This is a genomic window from Williamsia sp. Y844 (assembly GCF_056786475.1).
On the sequence record NZ_JBXCJB010000004.1, the window covers coordinates 750,938 to 770,783 of the forward strand.

The 19,846-nt window shown below is 63.2% G+C and carries 18 protein-coding genes; 11 read left to right on the forward strand and 7 right to left on the reverse strand.

All coding sequences use genetic code 11. From position 1 onward, the window contains the following. Positions 1 to 6: 6 nt before the first annotated feature. Together AC1TQG_RS24685 and AC1TQG_RS24690 are read left to right on the forward strand one after the other, a co-directional pair. Positions 7 to 2,247 (forward strand): AAA family ATPase, encoded by a 2,241-nt coding sequence (locus tag AC1TQG_RS24685; protein WP_482141168.1) that lies wholly within the window; start codon positions 7 to 9, stop codon positions 2,245 to 2,247. Between the two features lie 177 nt (positions 2,248 to 2,424). Beyond that, a complete protein-coding gene (locus AC1TQG_RS24690; protein ID WP_482141170.1) occupies positions 2,425 to 3,267 on the forward strand; it encodes a mycofactocin-coupled SDR family oxidoreductase in 843 nt (280 codons plus the stop codon). On the opposite strand, the gene AC1TQG_RS24695 is transcribed toward AC1TQG_RS24690, so the two are convergent. Both AC1TQG_RS24695 and AC1TQG_RS24700 read right to left on the reverse strand, forming a co-directional pair. Then, positions 3,260 to 4,168, reverse strand: coding sequence for an FAD binding domain-containing protein (locus AC1TQG_RS24695; RefSeq protein ID WP_482141172.1), 909 nt, complete (start codon positions 4,166 to 4,168; stop codon positions 3,260 to 3,262). The genes AC1TQG_RS24690 and AC1TQG_RS24695 overlap by 8 nt on opposite strands. A gap of 10 nt (positions 4,169 to 4,178) precedes the next feature. Continuing rightward, positions 4,179 to 5,549, reverse strand: coding sequence for an ABC transporter substrate-binding protein (locus AC1TQG_RS24700; RefSeq protein WP_482141479.1), 1,371 nt, complete (start codon positions 5,547 to 5,549; stop codon positions 4,179 to 4,181). A 417-nt stretch (positions 5,550 to 5,966) separates the two neighbouring features. Here AC1TQG_RS24700 and AC1TQG_RS24705 point away from each other — a divergent pair, with 417 nt between their 5' ends. Continuing rightward, entirely contained in the window at positions 5,967 to 6,812 is an 846-nt protein-coding gene (locus AC1TQG_RS24705) for a mycofactocin-coupled SDR family oxidoreductase (RefSeq protein WP_482141173.1), read from the forward strand. A 94-nt stretch (positions 6,813 to 6,906) separates the two neighbouring features. Here AC1TQG_RS24705 and AC1TQG_RS24710 read toward each other — a convergent pair whose 3' ends face one another. Next, a complete protein-coding gene (locus AC1TQG_RS24710; RefSeq protein ID WP_482141175.1) occupies positions 6,907 to 7,512 on the reverse strand; it encodes a TetR/AcrR family transcriptional regulator in 606 nt (201 codons plus the stop codon). A 169-nt stretch (positions 7,513 to 7,681) separates the two neighbouring features. Here AC1TQG_RS24710 and AC1TQG_RS24715 point away from each other — a divergent pair, with 169 nt between their 5' ends. Continuing rightward, on the forward strand, positions 7,682 to 8,956 hold the full coding sequence (locus AC1TQG_RS24715) for a cytochrome P450 (RefSeq protein WP_482141177.1): 1,275 nt from the start codon (positions 7,682 to 7,684) through the stop codon (positions 8,954 to 8,956). Between the two features lie 5 nt (positions 8,957 to 8,961). After that, positions 8,962 to 9,168: a ferredoxin gene (locus tag AC1TQG_RS24720; protein ID WP_482141179.1), complete on the forward strand. Its 207-nt coding sequence runs from the start codon at positions 8,962 to 8,964 to the stop codon at positions 9,166 to 9,168. Positions 9,169 to 9,233: 65 nt separating this feature from the next. Here AC1TQG_RS24720 and AC1TQG_RS24725 read toward each other — a convergent pair whose 3' ends face one another. Genes AC1TQG_RS24725 through AC1TQG_RS24735 form a run of 3 tightly spaced genes read right to left on the reverse strand, consistent with a single transcriptional unit; the run spans position 9,234 to position 12,353 of the window. Then, the gene (locus tag AC1TQG_RS24725; protein WP_482141181.1) at positions 9,234 to 10,697 is read right to left on the reverse strand and encodes an aldehyde dehydrogenase family protein; all 1,464 of its coding nucleotides are present in this window, start codon (positions 10,695 to 10,697) and stop codon (positions 9,234 to 9,236) included. Between the two features lie 46 nt (positions 10,698 to 10,743). Further along, entirely contained in the window at positions 10,744 to 11,574 is an 831-nt protein-coding gene (locus AC1TQG_RS24730; RefSeq protein ID WP_482141183.1) for a mycofactocin-coupled SDR family oxidoreductase, read from the reverse strand. Positions 11,575 to 11,576: 2 nt separating this feature from the next. Next, a complete protein-coding gene (locus AC1TQG_RS24735) occupies positions 11,577 to 12,353 on the reverse strand; it encodes a carboxymuconolactone decarboxylase family protein (protein WP_482141185.1) in 777 nt (258 codons plus the stop codon). Between the two features lie 80 nt (positions 12,354 to 12,433). On the opposite strand from AC1TQG_RS24735, the gene AC1TQG_RS24740 reads away from it, so the two are divergent. Beyond that, complete coding sequence (locus tag AC1TQG_RS24740; protein WP_482141187.1) at positions 12,434 to 13,117, forward strand: TetR/AcrR family transcriptional regulator; 684 nt, start codon at positions 12,434 to 12,436, stop codon at positions 13,115 to 13,117. Here the strand turns inward: AC1TQG_RS24740 and AC1TQG_RS24745 are convergent. Then, on the reverse strand, positions 13,092 to 13,514 hold the full coding sequence (locus tag AC1TQG_RS24745) for a hypothetical protein (RefSeq protein ID WP_482141189.1): 423 nt from the start codon (positions 13,512 to 13,514) through the stop codon (positions 13,092 to 13,094). The two genes, AC1TQG_RS24740 and AC1TQG_RS24745, sit on opposite strands and share 26 nt — an antisense overlap. Positions 13,515 to 13,769: 255 nt before the next feature. On the opposite strand from AC1TQG_RS24745, the gene AC1TQG_RS24750 reads away from it, so the two are divergent. From AC1TQG_RS24750 to AC1TQG_RS24770, 5 genes are read left to right on the forward strand one after another with little or no spacing between them, the layout of a single operon-like run. Next, on the forward strand, positions 13,770 to 16,655 hold the full coding sequence (locus tag AC1TQG_RS24750; RefSeq protein ID WP_482141191.1) for a Na+/H+ antiporter subunit A: 2,886 nt from the start codon (positions 13,770 to 13,772) through the stop codon (positions 16,653 to 16,655). After that, positions 16,652 to 17,245: a Na(+)/H(+) antiporter subunit C gene (locus tag AC1TQG_RS24755; protein WP_482141193.1), complete on the forward strand. Its 594-nt coding sequence runs from the start codon at positions 16,652 to 16,654 to the stop codon at positions 17,243 to 17,245. The genes AC1TQG_RS24750 and AC1TQG_RS24755 overlap by 4 nt, the downstream gene beginning before the upstream one ends. Then, positions 17,242 to 18,855 (forward strand): Na+/H+ antiporter subunit D, encoded by a 1,614-nt coding sequence (locus tag AC1TQG_RS24760; protein ID WP_482141195.1) that lies wholly within the window; start codon positions 17,242 to 17,244, stop codon positions 18,853 to 18,855. Before AC1TQG_RS24755 ends, AC1TQG_RS24760 begins: the two co-directional genes overlap by 4 nt. Then, positions 18,852 to 19,586, forward strand: a complete 735-nt coding sequence (locus AC1TQG_RS24765; protein WP_482141197.1) for a Na+/H+ antiporter subunit E — start codon at positions 18,852 to 18,854, stop codon at positions 19,584 to 19,586. The genes AC1TQG_RS24760 and AC1TQG_RS24765 overlap by 4 nt, the downstream gene beginning before the upstream one ends. Next, positions 19,583 to 19,846, forward strand: a complete 264-nt coding sequence (locus AC1TQG_RS24770; RefSeq protein WP_482141199.1) for a monovalent cation/H+ antiporter complex subunit F — start codon at positions 19,583 to 19,585, stop codon at positions 19,844 to 19,846. Before AC1TQG_RS24765 ends, AC1TQG_RS24770 begins: the two co-directional genes overlap by 4 nt.

Sequence of the window (19,846 nt, forward strand, 5' to 3'; positions counted from 1 at the left end):
GCTTCTGTGACATCCGAATCCGCGGCCGCTGATCCCACCCACACCGGATCACCGCAGCTGACACTGACCGCACGACTCAACCTGTCGGCCGCCGAGGCCCGGCGCGGCATCGTCCGGGTGCACCCTGAAGTGCTCACCGGCCTGGCATTGCGCGAATGGGATGGCGTTGCGGTCATCGGATCCCGGACCACCACCGCGGTCATCGCCGCGACCTCGGCGTCCGAACCGACAGGTATCGCCCTGCTCGACGAACTGACGCTGTCGAATGCCGGGATCAAACCCGATGCGCCCGTGGTGCTCGCACCGGCCGTGGTCCATGGCGCCACCCGCATCGTGGTGCGTGGTTCGTCCCTGACCTCTGAATCGGTCGACGAACGAACACTGCGCCGGGCCCTGCTCGGCAAGGTGGTGTCGGTGGGCGATGTGGTCTCGTTGCTCCCCCGCGACCTCGGCCCCGAGTTCGCCACCTCCGAGGCCACCCGCACCCTGGCACGTTCGGTCGGCATCACCTGGACCAACGAACTGCTGACCGTCGTCGCCGCCGAGCCGGCAGGCCCGGTGAGTGTGCAACCCGACACCGCTGTGCTGTGGGCCGACCGCACGAGCACAGCCACGAACCCGACGCCGACCCCGAGCGCACCGATGCGGGTACAGACTCCGAGTACACCGGCGCCACCCGTACGCCGGGTCGATGAACTGGTCGGCGTCGATGCCCAGGTCGGCAAGCTCACCGAGTGGATCGGCTTGGCACTCGACAACCCCGAATTGCTCACCGCGCTCGGCGCGCAGGCACGGCTCGGCGCGATCGTCACCGGTCCACCCGGAGCGGGCAAGGCCACGGTGGTCCGGGCCGTGTGTGCCGACCGCAACCTGATCTACCTGGACGGTCCGGTGACCGGCGCCCTGGAGTCATCCGCCCGGCTGGCCGCGGTCAGAGATGCTGCCGACCAACTGGTTTCATCATCCGACGAGCGCGGATCAGTCCTGCTGATCAGCGACGTCGAAGCACTGCTGCCCGCAGAGGCCGATCCGGTGTCCGCCTTGATCCTCGACGCGCTGCGGACCGCCATCACCGCGTCGCGAGTCGCCTTGATCTGCACCAGCTCCCGGCCGGAGAACCTCGATACCCGCCTGCGCGATCCAGAACTCTGTGATCGGGAACTGTCAATCGCTCTTCCGGACAACAAGATCCGGCGAGGACTGCTCACCGCACTGCTGACCGACGTTCCCACCGAGACCATCGATCTCAGTGACATCGCCTCCCGAACACCCGGCTTCGTTGCCGCGGACCTCGCTGCCCTGACCCGCGAAGGTGCGCTGCGCGCCGCCGCCCGCAGCGCGCGAGATGGCAAGCCTCCCAAGCTGACCGAGGCCGACCTCAGCGGCGCATTGGAAGTGATCCGGCCGGTGTCACGGTCGGCCTCACCGGAGGTTACCGTCGGTGGCATCACCCTCGAGGACGTCGGCGACATGGTCGAGACAAAGCAGGCCCTGACCGAGGCCGTCCTGTGGCCACTGCGACATCCCGACACCTTCACCCGTCTGGGCGTCGACCCGCCGCGCGGTGTGCTGCTCTACGGCCCTCCCGGCTGCGGCAAGACCTTCGTGGTGCGCGCACTCGCCGCATCCGGGCAGCTCAGTGTCCACAGCGTCAAAGGTGCTGAACTCATGGACAAGTGGGTCGGCAGTTCGGAAAAAGCCGTCCGGGACCTGTTCGACCGGGCCCGGGAGTCCGCACCATCGCTCATCTTCCTCGACGAGATCGACGCGCTCGCGCCACGACGAGGGCAGTCCTCTGATTCCGGCGTCGGCGATCGGGTGGTCGCGGCCCTGCTCACCGAACTCGACGGCGTCGAACCGCTACGTGATGTGGTCGTCCTGGGCGCGACCAACCGACCCGACCTGATCGACCCCGCACTGTTGCGGCCCGGCCGGCTCGAACGCCTGGTGTTCGTACCACCACCAGACGCCGAAGCCCGCGGCGACATCCTGCGGACCTCGAGCCGGTCGGTACCGCTCGCAGAAGGCATCGATCTCGATGAGCTCGGCGCCGATCTGGACGGATACTCCGCGGCCGACTGTTCGGCGCTCTTGCGCGAGGCGGCGCTGGCCGCCATGCGTCGCAACATCGACGCCGCCACCGTGACGGCCGAAGATGTGGCCGTCGCCCGGGCAAGGGTCCGCCCCTCGCTCGACCCAGATCAGGTCGAGAACCTGCGGCGATACGCCGACAAACGCGGCGCCTGAACGCCGCAGAATACGTCAAACCCGACGCACCTGAGATCGATTTCGCCTGTTCGGTCAAAACGTTGACATGCTGACCCGTTTGGTGGAAATGTGCTGAGCGAGTGTTCAGCATTTACGTAAACAGTCGGCTCTGAGCGAGAACCGACGATGAGTCGATCTCGAAAGGGTTGGTGCACGATGGCGGGACGTATGGAGGGCAAGGTTGCCTTCATCACGGGAGCAGCGCGCGGGCAAGGGCGCAGCCACGCAGTGCGTTTGGCACAGGAAGGTGCCGATATCATCGCAGTCGACATCTGCGGACCGATCTCCGAAGAGGAGGCCGTGATCGCGGTGTCCACACCGGAAGACCTCGCCGAAACCGTCAAGCTCGTCGAGGACCTCGACCGCCGGATCGTTGCGGTACAGGCGGATGTCCGCGACTACGACGCTCTGAAAGCCGCCGTCGACAGTGGCGTCGAACAACTCGGGAGGCTTGATGTCATCGTTGCCAATGCCGGCATCGGCAACGGCGGCGAGACCCTCGACAAGACGAGCGAGCGCGACTGGCAGGAGATGATCGACGTCAACCTGTCGGGCGTCTGGAAGTCGGTGAAAGCCGGTGTTCCGCACCTGATCTCAGGGGGCAATGGCGGATCGATCATCCTGACCAGCTCGGTTGGCGGACTCAAGGCCTACCCGAACACCGGCCACTACATCGCCGCCAAGCACGGCGTTGTCGGGCTCATGCGCAGCTTCGCCGTCGAACTCGGAGAGCATTCGATCCGCGTCAATTCTGTGCACCCGACCAATGTGAACACTCCGATGTTCATGAACGAGGGCACGATGAAGCTGTTCCGTCCCGATCTGGAGAACCCGGGGCCCGACGACATGGAACTCGTCGCGAAGTTCATGCACGTGCTCCCGATCGGCTGGGTCGAACCCGAGGACATCAGCAACGCGGTGCTCTTCCTCGCCTCCGACGAAGCCCGCTTCGTCACCGGTGTGACACTGTCCGTCGACGCAGGCAGCTGCCTCAAGTAGCCGTCCCGGTATCGCGAATATCCACGAGGGGCGGGAAATCGGCCCCTCGTGGATATTGCGCTTCGTGAACTGCACGGCGCCACGCACGTGCCACCATCGCGGCTCCCGTACGTCCGCGATGGGCATTGATGGCCGACAGCCCCGAAATCGCTTCAGAACCAACCTCTTCGGGACAGATCTCCTCCACATGCGAACCCACAACCGCCAGTTCGGCAACAAGAGCCCGCACCACCGACGGGGCCAGACCGAACAGTGCGATCGCGCAGTGGTCGACGCGAGAGTAGGCGTCGAGCCAGACGACCACAGCTGCACCCGCCACTGCGAACTCCCCGCTGCGCCAGACGAACTCTTCGATGGCGTACCCGCTTCTGTCACAGCGGATCGGAACCACGATCCCGGTCAGGAGTTCGTCATCGGCCAATGCGGTTCGCCACGGGCCGACGAAGAAGTCCGTTGCCTCGATCGTGCGATTGCCACGAGGCGAGATCGCCTCGAACTCGGCATCAAGCGCCAACGCCACCGCGGCGTACTCGGCCGCAGCATCGGCATGGGCGATCGATCCGCCGATCGTTCCCCTGTCGCGAATACCGGAATGGCCGATCAGAGGAGTCGCACGCGAGAGCAATGGCACATTGGTCCCGATCAACCCCGATCGTCCGATCGCGGCATGCGTTGTACCCGCGCCGATCCAGACCGAATCCGGACCGATGTCGAAGCCCTGCATTTCGGGTATGCCACGCAGATCAACCAGGTGGGAGTACTCGACCAACCCCATCTCCATCATCGGCAGCAAACTCTGTCCACCGGAGACAGCGGTCGCGTCGTCACCCAGCTCGGCGAGGAGGGTCACCGCTTCCGCCACTGTGGACGGTGAATGATATTCGGCTGCCATCGTTTTCACGGCACTCCACTCATTTGACGTCGCTCATGCTCTTACCTACGTCGGCCAGAGTGAGGGGGGTGCCGTAGGTCTCGGTGTATTTGTACGGGGCAACGTCACATCGGTACGGGCCGTTGTCGGGTTGAAAGTCTGCAGGCTCCCATCCCGCACCGGTCAGTCGTTCGACGTTGAAGCAGGCTGACGGCGGCGTCGGCTGCGCCAGATTCACAGGCGCGTGCAGACCCCCACCGGTCCAGGCGGTTTCCTTCTTCGCGGTGTCGTGAAGGCAGGTACGTGTGAGGTCGTCCCCGCACTTGGCGGCCGATGTGGCAAAGAGTAGCCAGGAGGACATCGCGCGCATCGCCGGATGTGTCAGCTCTGCACCGGGGGCATATTTCGCCCATAGGTCCTTGAGCTGCTTCATCGCCGGCGCGTCACTGCTGAGCGGCAGATTTCCGCCGAGGTCCACGTAGTTGTGCTGATAATCCGCGGAGTTGCCCACCAAGTCGGCGAACTGCTGCCCGTAGGCGTTGTTGTTCGCATCAATCCAATCGAGCTTGTACTCCATGGACGTCAGCACGCTCTCCAGTTTGGCCAACTGCGAGAACTCACCATAGAAGATCAGTCCCTTGACACCCTTGCTCTTCAAGGCCTGCGCGTACGGTGTCCAATCCGAAACGCCCATAGCCGGATACAGATCGTTGTAGACAAACACCCCACCGGCCGCTTCGGTGGACTCAACGGCCTGCTCCCCCATGAGCTTGGTGACCGGCGAATCTCCGTTGATGATTCCGACCGCATCGGCCGAATCGGGATGGGCATCGTTGATCAACCACTGGCGGAACCCGAAGAACGGGTCGTAGCCGGGCACCTGAGTCGGATCCGCACTGATCTCGAGATCAGAACCCACCGACGACAATTGAGCGACCTGCGCAGGGAAGCTCGGCAACAGACAAGAGACCCGTTCCTTCACTCCGAGGCCGTCGAGTGCACTACCACCGCCGACAAGAGCAAAATCCTCGCGACACGCCTCCAACATCTGCTTCCGTACATCCATCAGCTTCGAGTCGCGGGTGGTGGCCGTGATCTTGCGGCCGCCGATGCCGCCCAACTCGTTGCACCACGACGTGAAAACCTTCGCCGCATTGACGAATTCGGCATTCTTGTTGAACCCCACGTCAGAGAAGACACCGACCCCGATCGCATCGGCCGTCACACCCTGAGTCGGCGAGGCAGACATCGAACCCTGCTGACACACATCCGACAGATCGCCGAAGTCGGCCGAAACGGCGTCTGAAGACGAACCCGAGGTGCCGGTGCTGTCGCCGTCGGCAGTTCCACCCCCGCCCCGGTCGCCACAGCCGGCCACCAGCAGAACAATCGCCACCGCGGCGACAAACATACGATGTGCAGTCACGATTTTCCTCCTCGGAGAGCATCCGGGTTGTGAGGCATGAGGGAAGAGCAGCGGCGGTGCGCAAGCCGCGTACGGTCCGAAAGGAGGGATCGGAGATGGTCCGTCCACTACCCGGCAAAGCTAGCTCTCCCGCATCGAAGAATCAAGCATTTCGCGAAATTTGTCCTGATCGATCGATCATATTTATGCGGCACTCGACTATGGAGGGCCCAGAGTATCGACGCTCAGATACCCCGATCTTGCTATTAGACCGGCTATTCCGTGTCCTTCGGCAGGATTGTTGCCGAGACCCCATCGTTGACAGAACAACCCCACAGTGACAGAGTCCTGATCGAGTGATCAGTTCCTGTCGGCGAACAATTGGATCGACGGGCAATCAATTTCGAAAGGATCGGTGGGACAATGGCAGGACGCATGGAGGGCAAAGTCGCCTTCGTCACCGGAGCAGCGCGTGGGCAAGGGCGAAGCCACGCTGTGCGCCTGGCACAAGAAGGTGCCGACATCATCGCGGTCGACATCTGCGGGCCGATCTCCAAAGAGGTCGAGCCACTGATCGCGGCGTCCACACCGGAAGACCTCGCCGAGACCATCAAGCTGGTCGAAGATCTGGACCGCCGAATCATTGCCAGCCACGTCGACGTACGCGACTTCGACGCACTCGCGTCGGCGGTCGACAAAGGTGTCGAAGAGCTCGGCCACCTCGATGTCATCATTGCCAACGCAGGCATCGGCAACGGCGGCGAGACCCTCGACAAGACCAGCGAGCGCGACTGGCAGGAAATGATCGACGTCAACCTGTCGGGCGTCTGGAAGACAGTCAAAGCCGGTGTGCCACATCTACTGTCAGCAAACAATGGCGGATCCATCGTGCTGACCAGCTCGGTCGGCGGCATGAAGGCCTATCCGAACACCGGCCATTACATCGCCGCCAAACACGGCGTCATCGGACTCATGCGCAGCTTTGCCGTCGAACTCGGACAGCACTCGATCCGAGTCAACTCGGTCCTTCCGACCAATGTGAACTCCCCGATGTTCATGAACGAGGGCACGATGAAAATGTTCCGGCCCGACCTGGAGAACCCGGGCCCCGACGACCTCGAAGTCGTCGCAAGGATGATGCACGTTCTGCCGATCGGCTGGGTCGAACCCGAAGACATCAGCAACGCGGTCCTGTTCCTCGCCTCCGACGAATCCCGCTACGTCACCGGCACATCGCTCGCCGTCGACGGGGGAAGTCTCCTCAAGTAACACCTCGATCGATTTCAGAGCTGCGCGGCATGTGCGAACCCCCATACCGCGCAGCTCTGATCAACCGACAAATCCAGGGTAGATCTCTCGATACTCATGCGTTGTGCTCCGGCGAAGATGCGGAGGAGTACTCGTCGATGAACCGCTCGATGAACGCCACGAGTTCGGCATGGCCGGCAGTGACGCCGACAGCTTCCTCGTTGCGGAGGTTGCGAGCCATACCCGTCAGGATCATCGACATCACCACCGGCGGATACTTTTCCAAGTCGACGCCACGAGCCCGAAGAACCATGGTCACCGCCGCGGTCTCGATGTCGCGAATGCGCTCGGACGACTTCTTCAATTCAGCACTGATCACCTTCCGATGATTGGCCAGTGCCATGAATTCGGTGTTCAGCTTGGTGGCCCGGGCATCGCCACTGACCAGCCACAACGCCCGCAGTGGATCATTCTGTTCCAGCGCGCGACGTTGACGCTCGTACGTGACCTCGGCGCCTCCACGGACCACGGCGAGAAACAGGTCGTCCATCGTCGGGAAGTAGTAGTACACCAACGCCTGCTTGACGCCTGCCCTGGCGGCGACCTTCCTGGATGTCGCCGCGGCGTAACCCTCTTCGAGAATGACCTCGATCGTCGCTTCCATCAAACGGGTGCGGGCATTGACCGCATCCGGATCACGCTTCGTGCGTGGCGTTGCCATTCAGCGTCCCCCGCCGACAAAGACGCGTACGGACTTCAAGCATCGCGAGCCCGAACACGATCTTGACTTCAAATTCACTCCCGCACTATGCATGACTCACTGTAACATTCTGATCGATCGATCAATTTGTGCTTCGGCAGTCTCACAGCCCACCACCGAAAGGCCTCCGATGGTTGACATCACCAAGGCAGACTTCTTCAGCGAACCCGCACTGGCGGACGACCCGTATCCGTATTTCGACGAGCTGCGGTCGCGGTGCCCGGTACATCCCATCGCCATGCCCCGTGTCATGGCCGTCACCGGCTATGAGGAAGCCATCGAGGTTTACCGGGACCCCGAGGTGTTCTCTGCCTGCAATTCCGTTGCCGGCCCGTTCCCACCGCTCGAAGGCCAGCCCGACGGCGACGACATCAGCGACTATGTCGAGCAGAACCGCGAGCACTGGTTCTTCCACGAGTACCTGATCACGATGGACGGCGCGCCACATGAGCGCGAACGGGGACTGCTCCGTCGCATCATGACCCCGCGTCGTCTACGGGAGAACGCCGAAGCGATGTCCGCCATCGCCGACCAGTGCCTCATCGAGGATGTTGCGACTGGCGCCAGCGAGGTGATCGCCGACTATTCCCGGCCCTTCACCACTCTGGTGATCGCCGACCTGCTCGGCATGCCGGACGAAGATCGAGAGAATCTCCGCATGAGCAACTTCAAGGCCAAAGTTGTTGGTGCGCTGGGTGGCTCAGAAACCGTCGAGACCAACCTGCTCGAGTATTGCGAAGAGCGATTCATGGAGTACGTCATCGATCGTCGCGAGAACCCACAGGAGGACGTACTCACCCAACTCGCAACCGCCACCTATCCCGACGGCTCCGTTCCGGAGCCCGAGGTGGTCGTACGATTGGCATCTTTCCTCTTCGGTGCCGGCCAGGACACCACCGCACGCCTGATCGGATCTGCGCTTCGCATCATCGCCGAAGACCAAGAGCTGCAGGCGAAGTTGCGTGAAGACAAGAAGGTCATAGCACCGTTCATCGAAGAGGTCCTGCGACTGGAAAGTCCCACCAAGAGCGACTTCCGGTTCACGAAGATGGCCGTCAACCTCGGGGGCGTCGACGTGCCGCCCGGTACGACCCTCATGGTCCATCCAGGTGCCTGTAACCGCGACGACCGCAAGTTCGAGAATCCGGATGTGTTCGACCTCGCTCGCGAAAACAACAGGGAACACATCGCATTCGGCCGCGGGGCGCACACCTGTCCCGGAGCGCCCCTGGCACGCGCGGAAGCCACCGCCACGGTCGAACGCTACCTCGCGAACACCGGCAACATCGCCATCAACGAGGACAAGCACGGACCGGCAGGCAATCGGCAGTACAGCTACGAAAAGACTTTCCTGCTGCGTGGTCTTTCAGAACTCCATCTGCTCTTCACCCAACCCGGGGAGTGATGAACATGACCACATCGCGTCCAAGGCTCACCGTCGACAAGGATCGTTGCGAAGGCCACGCACTCTGTGTCCAGACCGCGCCTGACATTTTCGACATCGGCGACGACGACATGGCCATCTGGGTTGAGTTTCCTCCAGAAGGATCCGAGAAGTCGATCCGCGCGGCGATAGCCGTCTGTCCCCGCCAGGCGATCAGCATCGAGGAACGCTGAACAAGGCAGGAGCAACCAGAACCGGCGACGAGATGGCTCGTCGCCGGTTCTGGTTGAACGACAGTTCACATACCGATTCGAATGTTCTTGACCTGCAAGAACTCGTGGAGTCCTTCCAGTCCGCCAGCGCGGCCGGTGCCACTTTGTTTGTAGCCGCCATACGGCCCCTGCGGCGAGATGTCGCTGTTCCTGTTGATCCACACCGAGCCCGACTCCAGTTGCCGCGCAACACGATGCGCGCGTGCCAGGTCGGTCGTCTGAACGTACGCATTCAGACCGAAAGTGGTGTCGTTCGCCAGGGCGACGGCTTCTGCCTCATCGGTAAAACGCATCACCGACACCACCGGTCCGAAGGTTTCGACGGTCGCCAATGGCGATGTGTTGTCGACATCGACGAACACTGTCGGCTCGATATAGAACCCGGAGCCGAGGTCACCACCGATCCGATGACCTCCGGTGATCAATTCACCCATCTCTTCTTCAACAGCACGGTCGATGACACCCAGGATCCTGTCGGCCGCAGCCTGGCTCACCACGGGACCGACCATGGTGTCTGCGTCGAACGGGTCCCCGATCGGCGCAGCCGAGATCACGTTCAGGAATCGCTCGAGGAAGTCATCGTAGACGCTGTCCTGCACCAGAATGCGGCTCGCACATGCACAACTCTGCCCTGATTGGCCCAAAGGGCCCTGCCAAGCCGCAAGGATCGCCGCCTGGTCGAGGTCGGCATCCCCGAACACGATGTCCGCGGATTTGCCACCCAACTCCGTGGCCACCGGAGTGAGATTGGGTGCGGCGGCGGCGATGATCTTGCGGGCCGTGTCGCCGCCACCGGTGAAGTGGATTTTCCCGATCCCGGGGTGACGGACAAGCGCGTCGCCACCCTCGGGTCCCGACGGCAGCACGTTGACAAGCCCTGGCGGCATTCCGACGTCGAGACACAACTCGCCGAACCGCAGAGGGCTGAACGGCGACAACTCCGATGGTTTGAGAATTACCGCATTCCCAGCGGCCAAGGCGGGAGCAACGTTCAGACCGACGACCACCATCGGGCCGTTCCATGGCGCGATGATGCCGACCACGCCATAGGGCTCACGCTCGATGAGATTGATGTCGAACCTGCTCGATACCGGGGTGCTCGACCCATGAGCCTTGTCGACGTACCCGGCGTAGTACCGAATGAAGCTCTCGGCAAGCATCACGTGGCCGGGGCTGGTTCGAACCGGCACGGCAAAATCGTGAACATTCAGGCGCGCCAGTCGATCAACGTCCTGCTTGACGGCGTCGGCAAGGTCGAACATGAGATCACGCCTTTGCGCCGGGGGCATGGAGATCCACTCACGCTGGGCCTCTCGCCCCGCTGACACTGCACGATCGATCTCGTCATATCCGGCGAGTTCGACAGTCGCATTACACAACCCATTCGCCGGATAGATGTGATCGTACGTTCCGCCCGACGACCCGGTGACCCGATCACCTCCGATCAACAACGCCGAAGGTAACGCTTCAGAAACCGGTACTGTGCTCATGCTTCCATCCAATCCATCCTGCGGTCAGAGTTGCCGATACGCATGTTCAGCGGATCATGAAGCCCGCGTCCAGGGCCCATTCGGTTCCGGTGATGAACTTGGCTTCGTCGGAGACCAGGAAAGCCACTGCGTTGGCAACATCTTCGGGCTCGAGCATCTGAATCGGGAGTGCGTTCTGCATTCCCGAGATGGAGTTGGAGCCACCGGCCGATGCTTCCTCGAACAGCTTCGTCATGGCTTCGTTCATCGTCATACCACTGGCCACACCCGTCGGATGAATGGTGTTGACCCGAATCCATTCGGGTGCAAGATAACTGGCCAGTCCCTGCATGAGTCCGACAAGTCCGCGTTTGGCGGATGCATAGGCCATGCCACTGGCATTGAGTGATGCCGACGCCTTCAATCCCGCAGTGGAGCTGGTGATCACGATCGATCCGCCGCGGCCACCTTCGCGGAGCGCGGGCAGTGAGGCACGGACGGTATGGAACACCCCGGACAGGTTCGTGTCGATGACGTCGTTCCAATCGGCGAGGAAGTCCTCCGATTCCGGTCCCATCCTGATGATCCCGGCGTTGGCGATCACGATGTCCAGCCGTCCGAACTCGGCCAGCCCCTCACCAAATGCAGCCGAAAGCTCCTCGTAATTCCGCACATCCGCCTTGCGGGCGACGATCCGGCGATCCTGCTGCTCCACAAGCCGCACGGTTTCGGCCAAATCCGCCTCGCTTGCATTGGGGTACGTCATCGAGTCGACGTTCTCGCAGATGTCCACAGCGATGATGTCGACACCTTCGCGTGCCAACCGCACGGCGTGAGCGCGGCCCTGCCCACGGGCGGCACCGGTGATGAACGCAACGCGACCTTCAAGTCCTGACATTTTCACGCTTCCTTTTCCAGTGGCCGGGCGATCCTTGCCCAGGCTTGTTCCGCAACTGCATGGAGAGCTTCACCTTTGGCGAAGCCGGAGTACGCCGACAGTTGGAGCACAACCTCGTCCATCTCGGCCTTGGTGATGTCGCCGGATTCGAGGGCCGATCCGGTATGCGACGTCAGTGGCAACGCCGAATCACACACCGCCACAGAGGCAACGGTGATGAATCGTCGATCACGCCGACTGAGACCGGGGCGCTGCCAGACGTGTCCGAATACAAAGTTCAGGATGCCGGCGTGCATGTACGGCGTGTCGGGACCGGGAGCCTCGATCAGATTGACGTCACGGAACTCCTGCACGCCACGCTCGATCCGCTCGTCCCAGTCGGACAATCCCAATTGCGTGTTCTCTTGCGGGGCCACCACACCCGAGCGGCCCCGGCCCTGCTCCAATATCGCCCACTGCCGTCGCACAACGCCCTCGAGGTGTGACGCCTTGGGCCAGCCGTTGTAGACCGCGAAATGCAAGACGAACTCCAGCATCTCGTCGATGGTGATGTCACCGCTACTCAGCGCGGCGATGACCTGATCCTCGATCGGCTGCTGCGCGTCGGCGGCGCCGACACAGGTCAATGTGACCCAGCGGCGGTTGCGGCGGCTCAATCCAGGCCGCGCCCACACCTCGCCGAAGACAAACCGCTGCTGCGCATCAACGAACGGGGTCGAGCCGATCGGGGGGGCCGACATCATCACGTCGCGATAGGCGGAAGGAGCCAGATTTTCCATTTTTGGTACTCACTTTCAGGTCGAGTGCCTGAACTTTAAGTCTCTAGACCTAATTTTGTCCATCATGGTTTCATGGTCAGATGTCGATGCCCCCGGTCGGTCGGTCCGCCAAACAGCAACTGGTGCTCACCGCCGAGCGCCTTTTTGCGGTCCACGGAATCGACGGGGTACCGCTGCGCCAGATCGGGACCGAAGCGGGCATGGCGAACAAATCGGCAGTGCAATATCACTTCGGATCAAAAGAAGGCCTGGTCGAGGCCATCCTGGTCAACCGCCTCGACGATCTGGACCGCAGGCGGGCACTGCTCCAGGCCCGAACACCCGCTGACGACTTGCGCGGGGTGATCGAGGCACACCATCTACCGTTGATCGAACTCGCCGAAGACGAAGACTGTTACTACTTGCAGTTCCTCGAACAACTCGGACACAAGGTCCACCCCTTGGACAGGCTTCCCTCGTCCAATCGGACAGTCGAGGACGCGTACACCGCACGGGTCGACTCACTGATCAGTGACATACCGAAACGTTTGCGGGAAATACGGATTCGCCAGGCATCGGCGACAAGCCTGCACGTGTGCGCGGATCGGCATCGCACCCGCATGCTGGGGCTACGGGTTCCGCCGTACGCGGTGCATGTGAGTCAGCTACTGGACAGCTTGATGGCGCACCTCGTGACCCCGCCGTCAGCGGAGACTCTCGCGGCCCTGGCCGCCTGGCCACAATCAAAGAGCAGACGGGCTACGACTGCGACACCTGATAGGTGATGGCCGTCGGGCCGCTGACCGATGCCTCGGTCGTGCCGATCACCACGGTGTAACGCTTGCCGTCCGCCTCGGCCACAAAACCCTTCACGGACTCGGCGCCTTCCTGGCGCTGGAATTGCTCGGTGAAACCAACGTCGAGAAGTTGCGTCGACGCGTTGTCGAACGGGTCGCCCGCGTCGGCCCGGCCGGCCACGGTCAGGTTCCAGCCGTCCTTGGCCGTGCCTCCGACAGCCAGCACCGCACCCTCGATCACCGGCACCTGGGAAGGGAAGTCACCGGGCAGCGCCAGCGATCCTGCCGACGTCGAATCGGCCTCTTTCTCGTCGCTGCCGCACGCTCCGACAAGCAACATCAAACCCGCCAGGATCAGCATCACAACCACGCGCACCCGAATCATGGAGACAGACTAGGTGGTGAGGTCGTCAACTGTCCTACCGACCGGCGGACAGCTTTACGGTGACCTGGGCGATTACTTGCATTCGGAAACGAATCGAAGCCCGAATACGGCACCTAGCAGCAGCAACGGTAGACTGGACCGCAGAGAACGAGGCCGAACACCCCACAGCAGGTAGCGCGACAGCAGGTATCGCGCAGTTTGTTCCCTGAGGCCTCGTGCGCCGACACACCGCCCACCTGATCGACGGAGTGCCCCTTGATTGCAGTCCTGGCCGCCTTGGCCATCACGGCTGTGCTGGCGCCTGCGATCATCACCTGGCTGGGCAGGCGCGGCTTCTACGTTCTGGCCCTGGCACCCTTCGGCGGGCTCATCTGGGTCTTCGCGAACTGGCCCGACGAATCCAGTGGCATCCGCACCGAGTCGATCACCTGGGTGCCCGCACTGCAGATGAACATCGACCTGCGATTCGACACCCTGGCCGCGATCATGTCGGTCCTGGTCCTCGGGGTCGGAGCCCTGGTGCTCTGTTATTGCGCCGAGTACTTCACCGAGACCCGGCGCCGGGTCGCCGGCTTCGGTGGCGAGATGGTCGCATTCGCGGGTGCCATGTTCGGCCTGGTCTGCAGCGACAACATGCTGGTCCTCTACATCTTCTGGGAATTGACCACGGTCCTGTCGTTCCTACTCGTCGGCTTCTACGCGGTACGCGCCACCAGCCGTCGCGCCGCCACCCAGGCACTGCTGGTCACCACGGCAGGCGGCCTGGCCATGCTGGTCGGCATCGTTCTGCTCGGTGAGATCGCCGGCACGTACTCACTGTCGGAGATCGTCGCCGATCCGCCTGCCGGAACGTCGGTCACCATCGCGATCGTGCTGATCCTGATCGGCGCCCTGAGCAAGTCCGCCATCTTCCCGTTCCACTTCTGGCTTCCTGGCGCGATGGCCGCACCCACCCCGGTCAGTGCCTACCTGCACGCCGCGGCGATGGTGAAGGCCGGCATCTTCCTGGTCGCCCGACTGGCACCGGGATTCTCCGACCTCGTGTCCTGGCAGGTCCTGGTCCTGGGTCTGGGCACGCTGACGATGCTGCTCGGCGGGTTCCGTTCACTGCGCGAATACGACCTCAAGTTGGTACTCGCCTTCGGCACCGTCTCCCAGCTCGGCTTCCTGATGGTGCTGGTGGGTATCGGCGATGCGAACGTGGCGATGGCCGGACTAACGATGCTCGTCGCGCATGCCATGTTCAAGGCCGCGCTGTTCATGGTCGTCGGCATCATCGACCACTCCACCGGTACCCGCGACCTGCGCAAGCTCGCGTGGCTGGGCTCCAGGTCGCCGTGGCTCGCCGCGATCGCGACGCTGGCCGCGGCCAGCATGGCCGGTCTGCCGATCACCCTCGGATTCGTCGGCAAAGAGACTGCCTTCGCCGAGATCTGGCACACCGGCGCGTTGAACTCCTGGCAGGGCCCGGTCGAGGTGATCTTGCTGGTGATCGGCTCCATCCTCACCGTTGCGTACTCGCTGCGTTTCCTGTGGGGTGCCTTCGGCCGTAAGCGCAAGTCGTCGCCGAGTCCGGCCGTCGCCCGACTGCACAAGCCGACCGCCGCATTCCTCATCCCGGCCGGGGTCCTGGCTTTGGCAGGCGTTGCCTCCGGTCCACTCGCCGGTCTGATCGGCGAGAGCTTCGAGCCCTACGCCGAGACCGTCCCCGACTACGGCGAACCGATCGTCCACCTGGCACTCTGGCACGGATTCAACCTGGCGTTGGCACTGTCCGGAGTCGCCGTGGTCGGTGGCATCGCTCTGTTCGTGCTGGTTCGCGAACTGGGTCGCCTCGGATTCGTGAAGCCGGCGCTGGGCAACGCCGACCGGATCTACGACGCGGTCCTTCGCGGCGCAGATACCCTCTCGGTCAACCTGACCCGTAACACCCAGCGCGGCTCGCTGCCGCGGACACAGGGCATCATCGTCGTCACCCTGGTGCTGCTACCGACCATCGTCCTGTTCGTCGGTTCGCGAAACCGGCTGGAGCTGAACGGGTTCGAATCACCTGTTCAGCTGGTCATCGGCGGCATCATGGTCGCGTCCGCGATCGCAGCCACCGTATTGCGCAATCGCCTTGCCGCCGTGTTGGTCGTCGGCGTCACCGGCTACAGCTGCGGTGTGTTGTTCGCCCTCCACGGCGCACCCGATCTGGCGCTGACGCAGTTCCTGGTCGAAACACTGACGCTGGTCATCTTTGTCCTGGTGTTGCGCAAGCTGCCTGCCGAAGCCGAGACGCGGCACGCCACCGGCTTCAAGCCGCTGCGCGCGCTCCTCGGCCTGGCGTTCGGCGCGCTCCTCGTCACGGTCGGCCTGTTCGCCGCGGCCGCCCGCACCACGATTCCGATGTCGACCGAGTTGCCCTACGCCGCATACAAGTACGGCAACGGCTCCAACACGGTCAACGTCCTGCTGGTCGACATCCGCGCCTGGGACACCCTCGGCGAGATCTCCGTCCTCCTGGTGGCCGCGACCGGTGTCGCCTCGATGGTCTTCCGGCACCGGCGGTTCGGATCGGCCCCCAGCGTCGCCGACGCCACCCGCGATCAAGCGCCGCGCACCGAATACGACGGCACCCAACAGTTCGGTGAGCGGACGACCTGGCTACGCGGCAGCAACTTCCGCGATCCGCGGCACCGGTCGCTGGTGCTCGAGGCCACCACCCGGCTGATCTTCCCGACGATGGTCGTGTTGTCGCTCTACTTCTTCTACGCCGGACACAACGCGCCCGGCGGCGGATTCGCCGGTGGTCTGACGATGGGACTCGCCCTGGTGCTCCGGTACCTCGCGGGCGGCCGCTACGAACTCGGCGAAGCCATCCCGATCGATGCCGGCCGAATCCTCGGTATCGGACTGGGTCTTTCGGTGGCCGCGGCGGTGGCCTCGGTCTTCGTCGGCGCACCAGCACTGTCATCGGCGACGATCGAGTTCACACTCCCGATCTTCGGCGACGTGAAACTGGTGACCGCACTGTTCTTCGACCTCGGCGTCTACTTCATCGTTGTCGGCCTGGTCCTCGATGTCCTGCGCAGCCTCGGCGCCCGCCTCGACGAAGACGCTCCACGGGTCCGCCGCGAGACACAGGAGGTCGACGCATGAGTGTCAACCTCGGACTACTCATCGTGGTCGGCCTGATGGCAGCCTGCGGCGTGTACCTGCTCCTCGAACGCAGCCTCATCAAGATGCTGCTCGGGTTGTTGTTGGTCGGCAACTCGATCAACCTGCTGATCATCACCATCTCCGGCGGAATGGGAAACCCCCCGATCATCGGACGTAGTTCGGGGGACCGAACTCAAGACGCCGATCCGCTGGCGCAGGGCATGATCCTGACCGCGATCGTCATCACGATGGGCATGGCCGCGTTCATCCTGTCGCTCGCCTACCGCAGCTTCATGATCAACACCGACGACGAGGTCGACGACGATCCGGAAGATCTGAAGGTCCAGCACCAACGCAGCGCGGACGCACCCGACCGCGACCGCAGCGACGACCCGGTCACCGGCCTCGACACCAGGCGCGGCGACATGTTCGACGATGCAGGCAATCCGTTGACCGAAGAGCAGATCAAGGCCCGTCGCGCCGAGATCTACGAAACCGACATCCTTCCCGACCCCGACGACCTCGCCGACGAAATGGCGGCAGATCTCGAGGAAACCGCGACGGACACCAGAGGGGGCTCAGACACATGACGTTGTCGAATGCCTGGTTCCCCACGCTGATCGTGGCGCCGGTGCTGGTTCCGATGATCGGCACCGTGCTCACGCTGATCATGGGCCGCTATCCCCGTTTTCAGCGTGTGGTGACCATCGTGGCGATCTCGATCGCCTTCATCTCCGCCTGCCTCTTGCTGTATCTGACCAACCGCGACGGTACCTACGCCCTGCACATCGGTGGCTGGGATTCCAAGGGCGGCGATCTCGGCCCATTGGGTATCACGCTTGTCGCCGACCAGCTCTCGGCCCTGATGCTCGTGGTCTCGACCGCGGTCCTGCTCTGTGTCATGCTCTACGCGGTCGGCCAGGGTATCCGCGACGGCACCGTCGACCAGCCGGTCTCGATCTTCCTGCCGACCTATCTGCTGCTCTGCACCGGAGTCTGCAACGCCTTCCTCGCCGGCGATCTGTTCAACTTGTACGTCTCGTTCGAAGTACTGCTGGCGGCCAGCTATGTGTTGCTGACGCTCGGTGCCAGCGCGGACCGGGTACGGGCCGGTGTGTCGTACGTGATGGTCTCGATGGTCTCGTCGCTGGTGTTCCTCGCGGGCATCGCGTTCGCCTACGCCGCCACCGGAACCCTGAACCTTGCCGAGATGGCGATCCGCCTGCAGGACGTACCCGATGGCACCAAGGGTGCGCTGTATGCGGTGCTGCTGGTTGCCTTCGGCATCAAGGCGGCCGTGTTCCCGCTGTCGACCTGGTTGCCCGACTCCTATCCCACCGCTCCGGCGCCGGTCACCGCGGTGTTCGCCGGCTTGCTGACCAAAGTCGGTGTGTACGCGATCATCCGGGCCCACACGCTGCTGTTCCCGGGCGGTTCCATGGACAAGGTCCTGATGGTGGCCGGATTGCTGACGATGCTGGTGGGCATCTTCGGTGCGATAGCCCAGTCCGACATCAAACGACTGTTGTCGTTCACACTGGTCAGCCACATCGGTTACATGATCTTCGGCCTCGCGCTGTCCACAGAGTTCGGACTGTCCGGCGCAATTTACTATGTGGCGCACCACATTCTGGTGCAGACAACCCTGTTCCTCGTGGTCGGACTCATCGAGAGACAGGCCGGCTCCGCCTCACTGCGCCGCCTGGGTGGTCTGGCGGCCAGTCCCCTACTGGCAGCTCTGTTCTTGATCCCGGCACTGAATCTCGGTGGCATCCCGCCGTTCTCCGGGTTCATCGGCAAGGTCGCGCTCATCGAAGCCGGCGTCCAGGACGGCAGCGTGCTCGCCTGGTTCCTGGTCGTCGGTTCGGTCGTGACCAGCCTGCTCACGCTCTACGTGGTGGCCCGGGTTTGGACCAAGGCCTTCTGGCGCCCGCGCGCCGACGCCCCCGAAGGTGACATGGCCGATGCCGGCCCCTCACCGCTGCTCGACGGATCCGACGCCGATGACGTCGCCTTCGACGACCGTGTGGATGTCGGCCGGATGCCCATCGGCATGGTGGTCCCCACCATCGCGATGGTGGTCGCAGGCATCATCCTGACCCTGTGGGCCGGACCCATCTTCGAGTTCACAGATCAGGCCGCCGCCGATCTCACCGACTCGAGCATCTACCTCGACGCCGTGCTGGGAGGTGGCCGGTGACCGGGCCAACCGCATCGTCACGACCACAACCGCCGTCCCCGCGCGGTCCGATACGTGCGCACCTGGTGAACGCCTGGCGGTTCACCGTCATCTTCATCGCCTGGCATCTGACCAGGACCGGGATCCTGATCAGGAACCGCATCCAGATCAAGCGATGGTTCGGTTCGGACCGCCGCGAAGTCGCGGTCCGGGTGTGGACGATCTCCTGGCTCGCCTTCGTCTGGGTTCTGCTCTGGGGTACGTTCGACCTCGCCAACGTCATCGCCGGCATCGGCGTCGCGATCGTGGTACTCATCCTGCTGCCGCTGCCGCGGGTCCCGGTTGAAGGCCGCATCCACCCGTTGACGGTAGTGGAGTTGATCTCCCGCCTGCTGATCGACCTCTTCAAGTCGAGTTTGCAGGTCGGCTGGCTGGCGATCCGGCCCGCCAAACCACCCCTGAGCGCGGTGTTGCGTGTCCGGCTTGCCATCAAGTCGGACCTGGTACTGACGCTTGCCGTGGACTATCTGAATCTGGTGCCCGGAACCATGGTGGTCGAGATCGACCACAGCCGCCGACTGCTGTATGTCCATATCATCGACGCCAGCTCACCGGAAAAGGTGAAAGCCTTCCACGAGCAGGTCGAAACCGTCGAACGGTTGTTCATCAAGGCCTTCGAACGCGATAGTGAATGGCATGCCAGCCCGTACCACGGAATCGACGACGACTACACGAGCGGAGTCATGAAGTGAACGTTGTCTGGATCATCGCTGCCTGTCTCCTGCTCTCCGCGTCGGTGCTCACCACCGCGCGCATGCTGATCGGCCCCGACACGCTCGACCGGCTCGTCGCACTCGACACCGCGGTGGCGGTGGCGACGTGTTCACTGGCGGTGTGGGCGGCCTACTCCATGGACTCGACTGTGGTGTCCGGGATTGTCGCGCTGTCGCTGCTCGGCTTTGTCGGAACCGTTGCGGTCGCCCGCTTCCGCGTCCGGGACAACGAGGTCTAG

Bases quoted from the DNA above. Each gene is read 5' to 3' on its own strand.
- AC1TQG_RS24755 (WP_482141193.1), top strand. From the start codon at position 16,652: ATGAGTGTCAACCTCGGACTACTCATCGTGGTCGGCCTGATGGCAGCC.
- AC1TQG_RS24705 (WP_482141173.1), top strand. From the start codon at position 5,967: ATGGCAGGACGCATGGAGGGCAAAGTCGCCTTCGTCACCGGAGCAGCG.
- AC1TQG_RS24700 (WP_482141479.1), bottom strand. From the start codon at position 5,549: ATGTTTGTCGCCGCGGTGGCGATTGTTCTGCTGGTGGCCGGCTGTGGC.
- AC1TQG_RS24730 (WP_482141183.1), bottom strand. From the start codon at position 11,574: ATGTCAGGACTTGAAGGTCGCGTTGCGTTCATCACCGGTGCCGCCCGT.
- AC1TQG_RS24690 (WP_482141170.1), top strand. From the start codon at position 2,425: ATGGCGGGACGTATGGAGGGCAAGGTTGCCTTCATCACGGGAGCAGCG.
- AC1TQG_RS24735 (WP_482141185.1), bottom strand. From the start codon at position 12,353: ATGGAAAATCTGGCTCCTTCCGCCTATCGCGACGTGATGATGTCGGCC.
- AC1TQG_RS24710 (WP_482141175.1), bottom strand. From the start codon at position 7,512: ATGGCAACGCCACGCACGAAGCGTGATCCGGATGCGGTCAATGCCCGC.
- AC1TQG_RS24740 (WP_482141187.1), top strand. From the start codon at position 12,434: ATGTCGATGCCCCCGGTCGGTCGGTCCGCCAAACAGCAACTGGTGCTC.
- AC1TQG_RS24715 (WP_482141177.1), top strand. From the start codon at position 7,682: ATGGTTGACATCACCAAGGCAGACTTCTTCAGCGAACCCGCACTGGCG.
- AC1TQG_RS24760 (WP_482141195.1), top strand. From the start codon at position 17,242: ATGACGTTGTCGAATGCCTGGTTCCCCACGCTGATCGTGGCGCCGGTG.
- AC1TQG_RS24725 (WP_482141181.1), bottom strand. From the start codon at position 10,697: ATGAGCACAGTACCGGTTTCTGAAGCGTTACCTTCGGCGTTGTTGATC.
- AC1TQG_RS24720 (WP_482141179.1), top strand. From the start codon at position 8,962: ATGACCACATCGCGTCCAAGGCTCACCGTCGACAAGGATCGTTGCGAA.
- AC1TQG_RS24745 (WP_482141189.1), bottom strand. From the start codon at position 13,514: ATGATTCGGGTGCGCGTGGTTGTGATGCTGATCCTGGCGGGTTTGATG.